Below are 15500 nucleotides of genomic sequence, written 5' to 3'. Positions count from 1 at the left end.
GGGTTGGTCGGATGCTTACCAAAGCCCTCTACTATCTACCCATAAAAAACATATAGACATAAAAAAAGAGTGTTTGACTAGCAAACACTCTTTTTTTTGACTTAGACTAAACTATAAAAACAATTAAGCTTGTTCAGTCATCGCATAGATTTTCTTGAAAAGATCCTTTTGTTCAGGTGAAGGCTTGGCCGTTTGTAGCGCCATAACTTGACCCATATCGCCATCGATACGAATTTTACCTGACATAAAAGCATTCATTGCTTCATTCATATCCCCTTTCAAAGCAATGGCTTTTAGGGTTTCTTCATCAATATTGATAGTAGTGGTTGCGTCAGTCTCACCCTTCTTCAAAACACCGTTTTCAAGAGCGGCACTAACATCGCCATTTGCAGTATTAGTGACGTTTAGGTTAATTTTAGTATTGGCCAATGCGGGTGGAAGATTTAAATCACCAGCTTCTGCAGTTAAACGATCCACTTCGTTAAACCATTCATCCGTTAAAAAAACTGCCATAAGTGTTTCCCTGTTCAAATTAAAAATAGAGTTAAAGTAAAAATAGGGTTAAAATATACCTTAAGCATATTAGTTGCTATTTCAAAATATTATTTATAGTTTATATAGTGATTACTTTATATAGTCAAGATAGCTTTTATTAAAATAGCGAAAATTTATTTTGACTAGACCGAAAGTTATCATTATAAGCCTTATCATCTAATAGGTCACATCATATATAATTTAACTATGTGTTAATTAAAACCCTAAAAAATAGCTATTTAACTGCATTAAGGTGAATACTAAGGTTTAAAGTGCTTCAAAAAACCACAGACCCTATAGTATTTTTTGACTTACTAAGTCATTTTTATTGTTGTCAGTTAAGTGTTACTCTATGTTGCTTTAAACGTAGCATATTGATAGCTATAAACAATATACATTAAGTCTTAAGGTAGACATTGAGACATAAGTATTTATCGAATAAAGCCGTTTACCCACAACTTTTTTACGGGTTTTTTTTGATTTGACTGTTTCGTCAGATGATATTTTGTATCCTATGCGTTACAATAGCTTCATATTTAGATAACATCGGGTATAACAACCAAACAATTGAGACTAAAATTTAGTTTTAGCCCCTCAAGAGTTAGCCGTTTCTAAATTAAATAACTGAATTACTGTGTTATCGACACCCAATAAGGTTGATCCTGAGTATCTCCTTTATCATTCAGAGTTATTTATCGGCTACTTAGTTTTGGTTGACACCTTTGATACTTAAGGCTGTAAAGGAAATATTCCAATGAGTATAAATAACACAGCAGTCTCTCCAGTCGATCGTGATTATGAAATCACAGTTGTCAGATATTTCACAATCATGGCAATCGTCTGGGGGATTATAGGCATGGGTCTTGGGGTGTTTATCGCCTCACAATTGGCTTGGCCTGCCCTAAACTTTGATATCCCTTGGCTAACTTTTAGCCGCTTAAGACCGCTGCATACGAACGCGGTAATTTTTGCGTTTGGGGGTTCTGCTTTATTCGCAACCTCCTACTACATCGTACAGCGTACCTGTAAAACCAGACTATTCGCTCCTTACTTGGCGTGGTTTACCTTCTGGGGTTGGCAGGCAGTTATTGTTGCTGCTGTCATTACCTTACCACTAGGTTTAACCACAACTAAAGAGTATGCGGAGCTTGAATGGCCTATCGATATCCTGATCGCAGTCGTTTGGGTTTCTTATGCCATTGTTTTCTTTGGTACATTGATTAAGCGTAAAACGTCTCATATCTATGTAGCAAACTGGTTCTTTGCAGCTTTCATCATCACTATTGCTTTACTACATATCGTAAACAGTATGGCCATCCCAGTAGGATTATTTAAATCTTACTCACTATTTGGTGGTGCTACAGATGCGATGGTTCAGTGGTGGTATGGACATAACGCGGTTGGTTTCTATTTAACAGCAGCCTTCCTAGGTATGATGTATTACTTCGTACCAGTACAGATCGGTCGTCCAATTTACTCTTATCGTTTATCAATTGTCCACTTCTGGGCGTTAATCGCTTCATACATGTGGGCTGGTGGACACCACCTTCACTATTCAGCATTGCCTGACTGGACTCAGTCTTTAGCTATGGTGTTCTCAGTGATTCTATTCGCTCCTTCTTGGGGTGGTATGATTAACGGTGTTCTAACGCTTTCAGGTAGTTGGGATAAACTACGTACTGACCCAATCATTCGCTTCTTGATCGTTGCCTTGTCATTCTACGCAATGTCAACGTTTGAAGGCCCAATGATGTCAATTAAGACAGTTAACGCTTTATCGCATAACACTGACTGGACTGTAGGTCACGTACACTCAGGTGCACTGGGTTGGGTAGGTCTAATTACAATGGGCTCTTTATACGTGCTAATTCCACGTATTTTCAACAAGCCTAAGATGTATTCAATTAGCTTAATTAATACTCACTTCTGGCTTGCAACTGCAGGTACTATTTTCTACATCGTTTCTATGTGGATCTCTGGTATTGGACAGGGCATGATGTGGCGTCAAACAAACCCAGATGGAACGCTTGCTTACAACTTTATTGAAACAGTAACGTTCTCTCACTATCCGTATATCGGTCGTGCATTTGGTGGTTTGTTATATGTAAGTGGTATGTTCGTGATGGCTTATAACGCTTATAAGACTATCAAGATGCCAAGCGCTCGTCCTGTTGACGAAGCTGACCCAACAAATCATCGTCCTATCGTCAAAGATGACGAAGACACTCAGCCTGTTAACGTGTAAACCAGCAATCGCTTAAGGAGATATCATGGCGGGTACAGCTCATGAAATAATTGAAAAAAACACAGGCTTGCTGGTCATCTTTATTGTTATTGCAATTAGCTTTGCAACACTAGTAGAGATTGTTCCATTAATTTTTGATACCAAGTCTGGTGATGAAGGTGGGGTTAACCAACCCCTACCTACTATGGAACCATGGACAGCGTTAGAGTTTGAAGGACGTGATATTTATATCCGTGAAGGCTGTCATGTGTGCCATACACAAATGATTCGTCCACTACGTGCTGAAGTTGAACGTTATGGACCTTATTCACGTGCTGCAGAATCTACGTGGGATCACCCTTTCCTATGGGGATCTAAGCGTACTGGTCCTGACCTTGCACGTGTTGGTGGCCGCTATTCTGACGATTGGCAGAAAAAGCACTTAATCCACCCTCAATCATTGGTACCTGAGTCAGTTATGCCAGGTTTCCCATGGTTAGCTGAACAAGAAGTTGATGGCAGTAAAGTACAAGCCAAAATGCGCTTGTTCCGTGATCGCTTTGGTGTGCCTTACACTGAAGAAGACATCGAAAGCGCTCCTGACCAAGTATTAGGTGCAACAGAACTTGATGCGCTAGTAGCTTACTTACAGCAGCTTGGTACCGCTATGGAGGGTCAGCGCTAATGAGTATCAGTGACCTACATATTATCGCTACTGTGGGGGCGTTTATCGCCTTCATCAGTATCGCATGGTGGGCGTATTCTCCTAGTAACAAGAAGCGCTTTGAAGAAGATGCACAGCTTGCGTTGGATGATGACATGTTAGCGTCATCAGCCTCTAATTCACGCAATAAGGATAAAAGATGAGCATATTTTGGAGTTCATGGATCACCATCTTAAGTCTGGCCTGTTGGTTAGGTATTCTTGGCGTGCTCCTTTTCGTTCTGCGTAATAAACCAGATTTACAAGAAGACGGCACTACAGGTCATATTTATGATGACGTTATTCAAGAGTATGACAAGCCGCTTCCTAAATGGTGGTTAGTTATTTTCTTTGGTACTATTGTTTGGGGTTTGGTTTACTTCCTACTATTCCCAGCTATTTTCCCAAGTCACTTTAATGGTTTTTCTACTGTTGAAGTAGACGGTAAAACCGTACCTTGGAGCTCAGAGAATGAGCTTTATAGTGACCTAGAAAAGAACAACAAAGTCTTTACTGAAAACTTTAATAATAACTTCTTACCAAATGCGGCTGCTCAAAAGCAACTGGCTACTTTGGCCTCTCTACAAGCTAAAGAGCCTGTTAAATCTGAGCGTAGCAGTGAGCTAAGTGAACAGATTCAAGCTAATGTTGAAGCTTTAGCTCCTTATGTAAAAGAGCTATCTGGTAACCAAAAAGCACTGATGGCTGGTGAACGTTTGTTCTTACAGAACTGTGCGGTATGTCATGGTTCAACTGCTCAAGGTGCTCCAGGCTATCCTAACCTAACTGACAATGATTGGTTACATGGTGGTGAGCCTGAGAATATTTTGGTAACCCTGCATAATGGTCGTCATGTTAATCTTGACCCTACTCAGCCATTACCTATGCCTGCTCAACGTGCTGATATTGGTGAGCAAGGGGTTCGTGCTGTAGCTGAATATGTTCTTTCAATCTCTAAGAACCAAGAAAAGACAGAGCTTGATCCAGCCAAAATTACTGAAGGTAAAACTATTTTTGGTGAGAAATGCTTTATCTGTCATGGTCAAGATGGTAAAGGTATGATTTCTGCGGGTGCCCCTAACCTTACCGATGGTATCTGGTTATTTGGTGGTGATCGTGAAACCGTACAAGAAACCATTCGTAACGGTCGTGGTGGTGTGATGCCAGAATGGGAAACTAAGCTTGGTAACGAACGTATTATGTTATTAGCTTCTTATGTTTATTCATTATCAAATAATGCTGTAGTTGCTCCAGCAGATTCTGCTGCTAAATAAGCTACGATCATTATTAATAAATTGAATCATTCATATCAAACCAATCTTGAATAACATCAAAAAGGGGGCTGTTCATACAGTCCCCTTTATTCGTTTTATACTTACTAAAATTTCTGGCTTTAAACATATATTTATATTGTATTTTATATAATAAGCAACCATATAATAGCTATAAAGATAATTACTTTGTATAAACGAAATAATAGAGAGTTATTGTTTATCACTTCATGCTTCAGTGATAACGGACCCTACAGGGTAGTTCAGAGTTAACAGAATCTGTTCAATCAATGTTAAAATAACAGAATAGCAACTTGCGCGAATAAACTTCGCTTGCTCTTCATTTGCCAGCATAATGGTTCTAATATTTAGAGGTACATTTATGTCAGCCCCCTCCCCTAATAAAATTCCAGTCCACGATATGGACGCTACAAAAAAACGTATTCATCCTCGTTTTACTGATGGCTTTTACCAGCGCATACGATTATTTAGTATGTATTTTTTGTTGGCCTTATTTTTAATTCTTCCTTGGATTAAATATGATGGGCGACAAGCAATCTGGTTTGATGTACCTAGTCAACATTACTACATATTTGGGATGACCTTATTCCCACAAGACTTTTTCTTCGTTGCCGCTGGCTTTATCATTGCAGCTTTTATGCTATTTATGGTAACCGTTTATGCTGGACGTGTTTGGTGTGGTTATGCCTGTCCTCAGACCATTTGGACTCACCTATTCCAGCATGTTGAAAAATGGGTAATCGGCGATAGAAACAAACGTATTAAATTTGACAAAGAACCCAATTCAGCCAGTAAAATCGCCAAAAAATTACTGATTTATTTTATTTGGTTTGTGATGTCAGTATTTACAGCCACTACGTTCGTTAGTTATGTGGCAGGCACTTCTTTGATGTATAGTAGCTGGCAGTCTATAGCAGGCATCCCTTTTCCTGATTGGCCAACTTGGGTTTGGGTATCGATGTTTATTTTTACCTTTGCCACTTATGCCAACGCGGCTTACATGCGCGAATTCATGTGTGTCTATATCTGTCCATATGGTCGTTTCCAAAGTGTAATGTTTGATAAAGACACCTTGATTGTCTCCTACGACTACAACCGTGGTGAGCCTAGAGGTCCACGCAAAAAAGGCACTAACCCTGAAGAGCTTGGTGACTGTATCGATTGTACTATGTGTGTTCAGGTGTGCCCGACCGGTATCGATATTCGCGATGGTTTACAGGTAGAATGTATTCAATGTGCTGCCTGTGTTGATGCATGTAATGAGGTTATGGATAAAGTCGGTTATCCTCGTGGTCTGATTCGATATACCACTGAACGTCAGCTTGTTGAAAATGAACAAAGTCGTTACCTACGCCCTAGACTATTCGCCTATCTGTTATTATTGTCAGTATTAATTGGCGTGGTTACCTATGCTTTATTTGACCGTGTGCCGCTTCAAATTGACGTACGTGGGGATCGCAACCAATTATCTTCTATGAACGCAGAAGGTGAAATCGTCAATAGTTATATTATTAAGGTTACTAACAAAACTCAGGCAGCTCATGAATATGTTCTATCAATCACAGCACCTGAAGGCTTTACTCTAAAAACTCGATTTGAATCTATTCCGTTAAATGCTGGTGAAAGCTATGATATGCCAGTAAGTGTGGCGGCTGATCCTAAGTTTATTGAGCAAAACGAGGTGCCTGTGACCTTTAACGTTGACAGTAAAGATGGCACTTATCACGCCTCAAGAACCAACGTTTTTACTTCACAAACGAAGTAATAAGCCACTAAGACCAGTGTCTTAAATGAGACACTGAGACATTTAGATCGCCAGTTTAATAGAGTCAAACTCTATAAGCTGGCACTTTATTTTATGCATACTGCTTAAGGTTTTCCTATGAAAAAATCCAACTCTCCTACCAATTTTGGGCATCAAGATACTCAGCCTTGGTATAAGAATTACATGGTTGTTATCTTCGTCATTGGTCTGCCTTTATTTGTAGTAGTGGCCTGTATTTGGTTTGTGTTTTATTCCGTTCAAATTAAAGACACTGTGGTTCGAGACGACTGGTACATGGATGGTAAAACTTTATATCAAGACGTCTCACGCGATAAACTTGCTCATGACTTAGCGCTACAAGGTGAGATGGTTTTTGCCAGAGATGGTAAGGTTACTTTCACCCTAAACTATCCCCAACAAAGCTTAAAATCAGGGAAGTTATTAGATGGTACTCCCCTGTACTATCCCGATAAGCTTACCTTATCAATTTCTCATGCTACGGATATTAAAAAAGACCGCGATGCCATATTAGAGCATGTTAAAGACAATCAATATACAGCCAATATAAAGCTCGATGAGTTAGAATCTAAATACTATGTTCAGGTAAGCAATGAAGGGAAGTTGAACTGGCGCTTACGTGAGGTGGGTAAACTTCCGCAAGACCGGATTACTTTTAAACCGTTACAGTCTTTTGACTAGTTATCACCTATTTATACTTATTAAATAAAAAAGAGAGCCATGAGCTCTCTTTTTTTATTAATCAATAATTGGGTTAATAGTAGGTATCTTATTGACCTTATTCGCTTGCTCAAAGGGTTTAACTTCGGGCTGTGTCGGTAACCCAATCTCTGCTAAATTGGCTTCACCCCCCACCTGAATATTCACCCCTTCAAAAGGTCGCTCGCTATCATCACGATCTAACTGTAAGCTTTCAAAATCAAAAAGCTCTCGGTCGGCTAATTGTGAAGGCGCTACGTTCTGCATGGCCTTAAAGATAGAAGCCAAGCGCTGAGGATGGGCATCATCCCATTCTCGAAGCATGTCATTGATCATCGCACGCTGTAAGTTTTCTTGAGAGCCACATAAATTGCAGGGAATAATTGGGAACTCTTTATAACGGGCATATTTAATAATGTCTTTTTCTTCTACGTAAGCCAAAGGACGAATCAACACATTTTGCTTATCATCACTCAATAGCTTTGGTGGCATGGCTTTTAATGATCCGCCATGGAACAAATTTAAGAAGAAAGTTGCTAAGATATCGTCACGGTGATGGCCTAGAGCAATTTTAGTGGCGCCAATTTGTTTGGCAAATCCATATAGCGATCCACGGCGTAAGCGAGAACACGCAGAACAATAGGTTTTACCTTCAGGTACCACGCTTTTTACTACGCTATAGGTATCTTTTTCCAAGATATAGTGCGGGATACCCTGCTGCTGAAGATAGTTTGGTAAAACCTCTTCTGGATAGCCGGGTTGTTTCTGATCTAAGTTAACGGCTACTACATCGAAGTTAATAGGGGCAATACGCTTTAAAAACAGCAAGATATCAAGCAGCGTATAACTGTCTTTACCGCCTGATACACAGACCATCACCACATCACCGTCTTCAATCATGTTGAAGTCACGGATAGCGTGAGAGACTTGTTTACGCAGTTTCTTCTGTAGTTTCTTAAAGCGGGCAGACTTTACCCCTTTATGCTCTACCTCTTGCTCATCAGATGACTCAAATTCTGAGTCTTCTTCGTCACTATATAGGTCTTCGATCATTTGATTTTGATCGTTATCTATAACATCAGAGGTTATATCAGCAGGATTAAAAGTCTGGGGTTGGGAAAAATTAGTTTGCATAATCAATCGCTATTAGCTGTCTGTATTTAGGCAGCGATTATATCAAATTAGGAATTTTCACGCTTGTTTGATTGGTTTTTGGCTTCGTATTTAGTAAGTTATACTAAGAAAGAGAGTGTTTAAGGTATGGCTAAATAGTTGAGAGCAGTATCTAACGAGTATAATCACTGTGTTCGACCAGTTATAATAGGTATAGCTATTCATCAAACGTTTAGTCCATACTATGTTTTATTAAAATACTGTGTTTTATTAATAAAAGCGGACAGCCATGCAAAATGAAGAAAAATTACCAACTTCCCCTGAAAATAAAGGGACATTCAAAAAATGGCTCCCTGCAATAGCCCTTGCTTTAGTCATACATGCTCTTTTACTAATTGTTTTTTTTAATAGTCAGAAAAACGCAGATATAGAAGAGGCAGAACTCAACACACAGACGACTGAAGCCGCTACCGCTTCTGAAGATTTAGCGCATGAAAAAGAAGTGCTACTCACCTTAATAGAGGAGCGCACCTTGACTAAAACAGAGGAAGAATCTGCCGAGAAAAGTGCTGAAGATGCTGACGCTGATGAAAGTAACAAGGAAGAGTCGACTAAATCAGAGAGTGCCGATAATAAAGAAGAGGAAGAGGAAAAGAAAGAGAACGGGAAAAATGACAGCAAAAGCAGCCAAGATAAAAAAGAGACCCAAAAAAACGTGACTCAAAATGAGGGTCAAAAACAACAAAACACAAGCCCTCCTTTGGACAGCAGTGTTTATACTCCTCAACCTGCGATCAACCCAAATGACGCTGTGTTGCTTCCCCGAGATTTACCTCAAGCGGAGCATAACCCTGTTGTTGGCAATAATAACTATGCCAATACTGCTCAGCAATCACAGGATCTTAGTGACCAGCTAAGCAGTGCAGTTAATGAGATAAAGGAACAAAAACTTCGAGAGATTGAGGCGCAACAACAAGCCAGTAGAGCTGCTTACTTAAAAAACCAGCCCACTTCTGCTCAGCCTAAGAACAGTGAGCCTGTTGCTGACTGAGCTGATTAAATATGGGCTGATGATTAAAATAGTTGCTGATTATTCAGTACTTACTTTTAATTGATTATTTGACTCAATACCCATAAGCACGGCAATTTTGACTTGTCTTTTTAATTTGCAAAAAAAATCGGCCATTAAGACCGATTTTTTGGTTGTGATAAATTAACTGCTATAAATTAATTTAGTCAAGACTAGCCTTATGTGCTCCTGCCCCTTCGGAGGCTATCTTATGATTTATCTGCTCAAGGCGTTCAGCCGTTCCCACATCTACCCAATGCGCCTGCATAACTTCAGCCGTCACTTGCAGCTTTAGCATGGCTCGCTTAAGCAGCGGGGCTAAGGGAGCCACCTGTCCCTGAGCTATATCCTTGACGAGACTAGGAGAAATAACACTAACCCCAGCAAAGGTATATTTCTGTGCTTCAGCAATAGCCTGTTCATTGGCCATACCATTATTAATAGCAAAGTCGCCTTTCGAGTTATGATCAGGATTATCAATCATTAATAAATGAGCTTGCTGATCAGGTGTCATAACATAGTCTGTTAATTGTGCCAGATCATAATCCGTCCAGACATCTCCGTTAATAAGGATGAAAGGTGACGGTTTAAGATGACCGTCACGCAATGCTTTGGCAATCCCGCCAGCTGTCTCAAGCGGCTCCCCGTCCTCGACCGACCAATGGATTTTTACTCCGTATTGACTGCCATCATCAAGCGCCGCCATCAACTTCTCTGATAACCATGAGGTGTTAATAACAATATCGTCAATCCCAGCCGCCTTTAGTGCTTTGATATGCCAAACAATCAAGGGTTGCCCCCCGACTTCCACTAAGGGTTTAGGCGTGGTTAGCGTTAGGGGGCGCAGCCGTGTTCCCTTACCGGCAGCCAAAATCATGGCTTGGGTAATCTTAGTACCACTTGAATCTGAGGCTGAGCTTTTGGCTGGATTAGTACTCATGATAGACCTTATTTCTTTTGGTAAATTGCCAATACTAGCAAAACTGGCTTGTAAATGAATCGGCTCATCAATTACGCAAATTTTTGCTTAAACTTGGGTTCGACCTGTTGCTGTAGCCACTGTAAAGCTGGTTGAATGAAAGCTTGAGTTTGAGCATCCCCATGCTGATTCAGCCACTTCATTTCAATCATCAAATCTCGCCATACTTTTGGAATGTCAGCTAGATAACGGTTTTTTCCATCACGCTCTGCCAGTCTAATAAAGATACCAAGCACTTTAAGATGACGCTGTATGCCCATTAGGTTTACTTGACTGGTAAACTCTATCAAAGTGTCAGCGGTAGCTTCATGCACTTTTTTACTTTGTTGCCAATAATATTCGATCCAAGAGTCAACCTGAGATTCGCTCCAATCCACATAAGCATCTCTTACCAAGGACACCAAATCGTAAGTATAGCTACCAATTAAAGCATCCTGGAAATCAATAACACCTAACTCACTACTATGATATTGATCCTGCATTAAGTTGCGGCTGTGATAATCTCTGTGCACTACTACCGCCGGATGCTGCAAAATTTGCTCAATCAACGCTTGGGTGAAGTCTTGCCAGATAAGCTGAGTCTCAGAATTTAACTCTTCACCAAGGTAGGGTAAAAACCATTCGGTAAATAATTCCATCTCACGTTGTAAAGTTGCAGCGTCATAGTCAGGCACATCAAAGTCTTTTTTGGCCTGCTCGATATCAAGTGTTTGTAGCTGTAACAAACAGTCAATAGCCCAGCGATACAGCTCATCAACCCGGCCACTATCTTGCTTAACTTTGGCCTCTGCAATTAAATGAGCGAATTCAATACTACCAAAATCTTGTAATACTAAAAAACCCTGCTCAACATCTTGAGCCAATAAAGTAGGCACATTAATTTTTGGAGCCATCAAGTTATCTATACGTACAAAGCTTTCGATAGACTCAAGCTGGGGCGGCGCATCCATCACAATATAGCTTGGGTCTAACTCGTGCTCTTTACCTTGCGGGTTAGCAGACTGCTCATCCGCTTTACCTTCGAGATACACTCTGTGATAGCGGCGAAAACTGGCATCGCCTGGTAAGCTTTCAATACGCACTGCATGATGAGGAAAAGCGGCTTCAATAAATTGAGTCAGCTGCTCATAACGTTGCTCAGTATGATAGGCTGCTGCAGAGTTTGCGGTTATTGGCGCTGTATTATTAGCACTGGAGGAGTTTTGCGGATTTGTCATAGTTAGATTGCTTTTATATCGAAGAAAAATACGGGTATGTGATGCTCATACAAATCTTTAACAGTTGGCCAATAGGATATGAGCGTAAAATTATGAATAATACTCTAGTTTTAATTTGAACCTTATAGTGTAGCTGATTTGCCTTTTTTTGACTATGATAAGATATTGCAGATTTATATACTCACAACGGTGTCGCAAGCCTATATAATAGGGGTTATTTCAAAAGCTTATCAATAACAACTTATAATATTAGTTTGATATAAAGTGGATTATATCACCGTAATAAAAGATAATAAGCCTTGGTACGATATTGTGGTTTAGTACCATATTGTGGTTTAGTACCATATTGTGTTTTAGTACTATATTGGTTTAACACAAAATTGGTTTGATACAAAACTAGAATGTAGCTGTTGCCCTAAGCAAGCTTTTATTTTCATACATAAAGGTTATTTGGTTAGGGTAAGATCAAAATATTTTTCAACTCAATAAGGTAATCTTTTGCTGTACTCGCAACTCTACCGCAGTATATTGCGTGCTTGCCGTGACTTTTCACGCCAGCCACATTACACCAGTCGCTTGGTCATCAGCTTACCGTTACTGATCAGCGTGCCTAGTGCTTATGGAGCTATTGTTAGCCCACAGGCAGAATCCGTCTCGTCTTTTGATTCAGTACAGACTGTAAATAGCAGATCCGCCAGTAATCAAAAGCAACAGGTTCCTAATAACGGACAGAAAACTCAAACAGCCACTTTGTCAGATTCCTCACGAATCACTTACAAAAAATTATCTGCCCCAAACTCAGGGTTAGAGAGCCCCAAAGGCAACCAAACCTACTATACCAGTCCTTATTCAACAGCTGATAATCTACCCCCTACTCCAAACAAAAATGTGGTACAGACCCAAGAAGAGGCCTTAGAAGCGGTTGGGTTCGAGACTGAGCAGGCTGAGCCTACGCTAGCTTCAGCTGAAAATGGTTTAGTTGAAAACACCCTAAGCTATCCTGAAGATGAGTTCATAAATTCAAAGAGTACCGCCGCGGTAACGGAGCGTAATCAATCCACAGCCTCTGTTGCCAATGATCGTGTAAATAATACTGCTAATAACGAAAATAAGCCTGAGCTTAGAGCACCGACCAACCCAAATCCAGGCAAAGGCTTCTCTGACTCAAATCAAGCGTCAGCCGACTCTTCTACTGCCCCTAAAAACTCAAATATCCGTCAAAGAGTAGACAGCTCCAAAGCTTTGGCCTCTACTTTTAAAGAAGACTCGGTACAAAGAAGCTTAGAGCGCTTATCACAGTTTTATCAGTCTCAATCTGAAGAACTACGTGAGCGTATCAATAGCAACGACAATTCAGTACCAAGCACCCAGGTAGTTGAGGCTCAAACTTTCGCCCCTGTTGCAGCTCCCAATATCTTTAATTATCAGGCTGATGGGGCTTCTGCCTATCGCTGTGAAGGGGTTTGGGTCACGCCAAATACCGCTGGCGCTGATGCCAATTATCAACAGGCCATTGAGCGAGCACAGCAGCAAGATGGGCTGTCTATTGCAAATGGTTTGCCACTGCATGCTGTTGCTGATTATGGTTACTATGATAATGACACCTATGTAGAGCTTGCTGGTAATGTGGAGATTATGCAAGACGGCAAGTTGGTCACTGCCGATCAAATTGCTCTAGATCTTAATACTGGAGTTGCTGGCGCAAAAGGCGGTGTACTTCTTGCAGAGTCAGGGTCAAAACAAACATCCCAAGTTGGGAACCAAAAACAAACCCTGAAAAATAGCAGTGATGGCATGATTGCCGTGGCAGAAGAGCTCGCTTATGATACCAAGAGCAGCAAAGCCACTGCCTATGATGTGGCTTTTGCCAGTGTGCCCATGCAGGCCCATGGCTATGCCCACCGATTAAATAAGCCTAACGATTCACAGTATGAGCTTGAAAAGGTTATGTTCTCTACCTGTCCTCCTACTGATCGTAAGTGGCAGATAGAAGCAGAGCAAATAGATATTGATACTGAAACAGGTCGTGGAGAAGCTTATGATGCTACTTTCCGCCTAGGTAATGTACCAGTATTATATCTGCCCTATTTCAACTTCCCAGTAGATGACCGACGCAGTAGTGGCTTGCTAACCCCAAGTGCTCGTATTGATAGTGACAGTGGTGTAAAAATAAGTGTGCCCTACTATTTAAACCTAGCTCCTAATTACGATGCCACTATCACCACCGATGTCTATAGCAATCGTAATCCGATGATTACTGGTGAAATGCGTTACTTGACTGAGAACTACGGTCATGGTCAGCTTACCACCGCCTATATGCCAAAAGATAAAAAATACGATGATGAAGATAGAGCCGGCATTTTTTATCGTCATGATTGGGCTTCTGAAACGATTCCTCGTTTAACGGCAGATGCGGTTTATAGTTATGTCTCTGACCCTGATTATATCAATGACTTTGACGACTTTGGCTTAGTGGACAACCGTCTAAACTTACCCAGACGGGGCCGAGTAAAATATTATGATGACTACATTGATGCTGAATTAAAAGTAGAAACTTTCCAAACTCTTAAAGCTGTAGATGCTCAAGGTAATGTAATCGCTGATAAGGATAAGCCTTATTATCGCTTACCTCAGTTAACAGTCGATTATCGTCTACCTAAGCTAAATAATGCTTTAGATAACTTTGTCGTTACCGGAACACACGATTCGGCCTACTTCAAAAAGTCGATCAATGATGGTTCTGAAAGTGAAAAAAGTGGGGTTCGACTCTACAATAAAATCAGTGCCAGCTACCCTGTAGAGAAGACTTGGGGTTACGTTAAACCTGAAGTTAGCTTACAGCACTTGTATACAGCTTTTGATGAAGAAAGCCGTATCGACAATAATGTTTCAAAAGATGATAATGATCAGTCGGTGTTCGTGCCTAGCTTCAGTGTAGACTCAGGGCTAAACTTTTATAGTGCTGGCTCACCTTTTGGTTGGTTTGACAATAGTATGGGAGGCTATCAGCTTTTAACTCCTCGTATTAAATATAGCTACTCTCCTTATGAGAATCAAAGCGCCCTCCCTAACTTTGATACCCGTATTGCCTCCTTTGATTATGACCAGTTATTTGCTGATAGTTGGTTCTTAGGTCATGATAGAATCGCCGATAATAATAGTGTGGCTGTAGGGCTTAACTATCGTTATATTGATTCGATGGGGGTCACGCGCTTTGATGGCGGTATCGGCGATCAGTTCTTCCTAAGCAAACCTAAAGTAGGTTTAGAGGAAACTGAAGGAACTTTAGATGTAAACTCTACAGGGGTTGCTTGGCGCTCAAGCTTACAACCCTATCGTAACCTTTGGTTTGATTTTAATGGCGCATTGGACTCAGACAACCATTTAAACTACATCGCTAGCCAAGTTCGCTATAATCCCACACCCAATAGCTTAATTAACTTTGGCGTAATTGAACGCAAAGAAGACCGTATAACCAATCAGTCTGCCTTATCTGCTCTGACTGCTTCGACCATTATCCCAATTAACGAGAATTGGCGATTGTTAGGTCAGGGTCAGTTTGATACCGATGATAATAAGTTTGTTGATGCGACTGTTGGTATAGACTATGAAGATTGCTGTTATGGGTTTTCAATCTATGGCCGCAGTTACTATAATGACTTAAACTTAGAAGACAAACCTACGCGCGCCGTTATGGCAGAATTTAGAATTAATGGCTTTGGCGATAGAAGAAGCCGTTTGACTAAACATTTAGATGACAAAATTCTAGGTCTAGAACCTGTAGACTACTTATGGAAAAAATAATTTAAATTGATAGATATCCTATCCCTTAACCCTATAATTTGTTTAAATTAAAATAGGTTTAATAAATTTTTAACGATTTACTGC

Annotated in this window: 12 protein-coding genes; 8 read left to right on the top strand and 4 right to left on the bottom strand. The window is 40.5% G+C overall.

The window, feature by feature from the left end:
- Positions 1-123: 123 nt before the first annotated feature.
- A complete protein-coding gene (locus B3S92_RS10600) occupies positions 124-513 on the bottom strand; it encodes an SCP2 sterol-binding domain-containing protein (RefSeq protein ID WP_296205851.1) in 390 nt (129 codons plus the stop codon).
- Positions 514-1288: 775 nt separating this feature from the next.
- Between B3S92_RS10600 and ccoN the strand changes: the two genes are divergently transcribed.
- From ccoN to B3S92_RS10570, 6 genes are all read left to right on the top strand, one after another.
- Positions 1289-2779 carry a cytochrome-c oxidase, cbb3-type subunit I gene (ccoN, locus tag B3S92_RS10595; RefSeq protein ID WP_296205848.1) on the top strand — a complete coding sequence of 497 codons (1491 nt, stop codon included), beginning with the start codon at positions 1289-1291 and terminating at the stop codon, positions 2777-2779.
- Positions 2780-2804: 25 nt separating this feature from the next.
- Positions 2805-3443 carry a cytochrome-c oxidase, cbb3-type subunit II gene (gene ccoO, locus B3S92_RS10590; RefSeq protein WP_296205845.1) on the top strand — a complete coding sequence of 213 codons (639 nt, stop codon included), beginning with the start codon at positions 2805-2807 and terminating at the stop codon, positions 3441-3443.
- Entirely contained in the window at positions 3443-3625 is a 183-nt protein-coding gene (locus tag B3S92_RS10585; RefSeq protein WP_077451782.1) for a cbb3-type cytochrome oxidase subunit 3, read from the top strand. Before ccoO ends, B3S92_RS10585 begins: the two co-directional genes overlap by 1 nt.
- Positions 3622-4734, top strand: a complete 1113-nt coding sequence (gene ccoP, locus B3S92_RS10580) for a cytochrome-c oxidase, cbb3-type subunit III (RefSeq protein WP_296205842.1) — start codon at positions 3622-3624, stop codon at positions 4732-4734. Before B3S92_RS10585 ends, ccoP begins: the two co-directional genes overlap by 4 nt.
- Positions 4735-5113: 379 nt before the next feature.
- Positions 5114-6517: a cytochrome c oxidase accessory protein CcoG gene (ccoG, locus tag B3S92_RS10575; RefSeq protein ID WP_296205839.1), complete on the top strand. Its 1404-nt coding sequence runs from the start codon at positions 5114-5116 to the stop codon at positions 6515-6517.
- Between the two features lie 117 nt (positions 6518-6634).
- On the top strand, positions 6635-7216 hold the full coding sequence (locus tag B3S92_RS10570) for a FixH family protein (protein ID WP_296205837.1): 582 nt from the start codon (positions 6635-6637) through the stop codon (positions 7214-7216).
- Positions 7217-7273: 57 nt separating this feature from the next.
- On the opposite strand, the gene ttcA is transcribed toward B3S92_RS10570, so the two are convergent.
- Positions 7274-8374: a tRNA 2-thiocytidine(32) synthetase TtcA gene (gene ttcA, locus B3S92_RS10565; RefSeq protein ID WP_296205835.1), complete on the bottom strand. Its 1101-nt coding sequence runs from the start codon at positions 8372-8374 to the stop codon at positions 7274-7276.
- Positions 8375-8636: 262 nt separating this feature from the next.
- On the opposite strand from ttcA, the gene B3S92_RS10560 reads away from it, so the two are divergent.
- Positions 8637-9398, top strand: a complete 762-nt coding sequence (locus tag B3S92_RS10560; protein WP_296205833.1) for a hypothetical protein — start codon at positions 8637-8639, stop codon at positions 9396-9398.
- A gap of 181 nt (positions 9399-9579) precedes the next feature.
- On the opposite strand, the gene murU is transcribed toward B3S92_RS10560, so the two are convergent.
- Positions 9580-10356, bottom strand: coding sequence for an N-acetylmuramate alpha-1-phosphate uridylyltransferase MurU (gene murU, locus B3S92_RS10555; protein WP_296205831.1), 777 nt, complete (start codon positions 10354-10356; stop codon positions 9580-9582).
- 71 nt (positions 10357-10427) lie between these two features.
- Positions 10428-11612 (bottom strand): aminoglycoside phosphotransferase family protein, encoded by a 1185-nt coding sequence (locus B3S92_RS10550; RefSeq protein WP_296205829.1) that lies wholly within the window; start codon positions 11610-11612, stop codon positions 10428-10430.
- Between the two features lie 498 nt (positions 11613-12110).
- On the opposite strand from B3S92_RS10550, the gene B3S92_RS10545 reads away from it, so the two are divergent.
- On the top strand, positions 12111-15416 hold the full coding sequence (locus B3S92_RS10545; protein WP_296205827.1) for an LPS-assembly protein LptD: 3306 nt from the start codon (positions 12111-12113) through the stop codon (positions 15414-15416).
- Positions 15417-15500: the final 84 nt, after the last annotated feature.

The organism is Psychrobacter sp. UBA3962, assembly GCF_002385225.1.
Lineage (GTDB): Bacteria > Pseudomonadota > Gammaproteobacteria > Pseudomonadales > Moraxellaceae > Psychrobacter.
The sequence above is the reverse complement of the archived record's forward strand: the minus strand, read 5'-3'. Positions and strand labels throughout refer to the sequence as shown.

Excerpts from the sequence above, each read along its gene's own strand:
- B3S92_RS10600 (WP_296205851.1), bottom strand. The coding sequence starts at position 513 with ATGGCAGTTTTTTTAACGGATGAATGGTTTAACGAAGTGGATCGTTTA.
- ccoN (WP_296205848.1), top strand. The coding sequence starts at position 1,289 with ATGAGTATAAATAACACAGCAGTCTCTCCAGTCGATCGTGATTATGAA.
- ccoO (WP_296205845.1), top strand. The coding sequence starts at position 2,805 with ATGGCGGGTACAGCTCATGAAATAATTGAAAAAAACACAGGCTTGCTG.
- B3S92_RS10585 (WP_077451782.1), top strand. The coding sequence starts at position 3,443 with ATGAGTATCAGTGACCTACATATTATCGCTACTGTGGGGGCGTTTATC.
- ccoP (WP_296205842.1), top strand. The coding sequence starts at position 3,622 with ATGAGCATATTTTGGAGTTCATGGATCACCATCTTAAGTCTGGCCTGT.
- ccoG (WP_296205839.1), top strand. The coding sequence starts at position 5,114 with ATGTCAGCCCCCTCCCCTAATAAAATTCCAGTCCACGATATGGACGCT.
- B3S92_RS10570 (WP_296205837.1), top strand. The coding sequence starts at position 6,635 with ATGAAAAAATCCAACTCTCCTACCAATTTTGGGCATCAAGATACTCAG.
- B3S92_RS10560 (WP_296205833.1), top strand. The coding sequence starts at position 8,637 with ATGCAAAATGAAGAAAAATTACCAACTTCCCCTGAAAATAAAGGGACA.
- murU (WP_296205831.1), bottom strand. The coding sequence starts at position 10,356 with ATGAGTACTAATCCAGCCAAAAGCTCAGCCTCAGATTCAAGTGGTACT.
- B3S92_RS10550 (WP_296205829.1), bottom strand. The coding sequence starts at position 11,612 with ATGACAAATCCGCAAAACTCCTCCAGTGCTAATAATACAGCGCCAATA.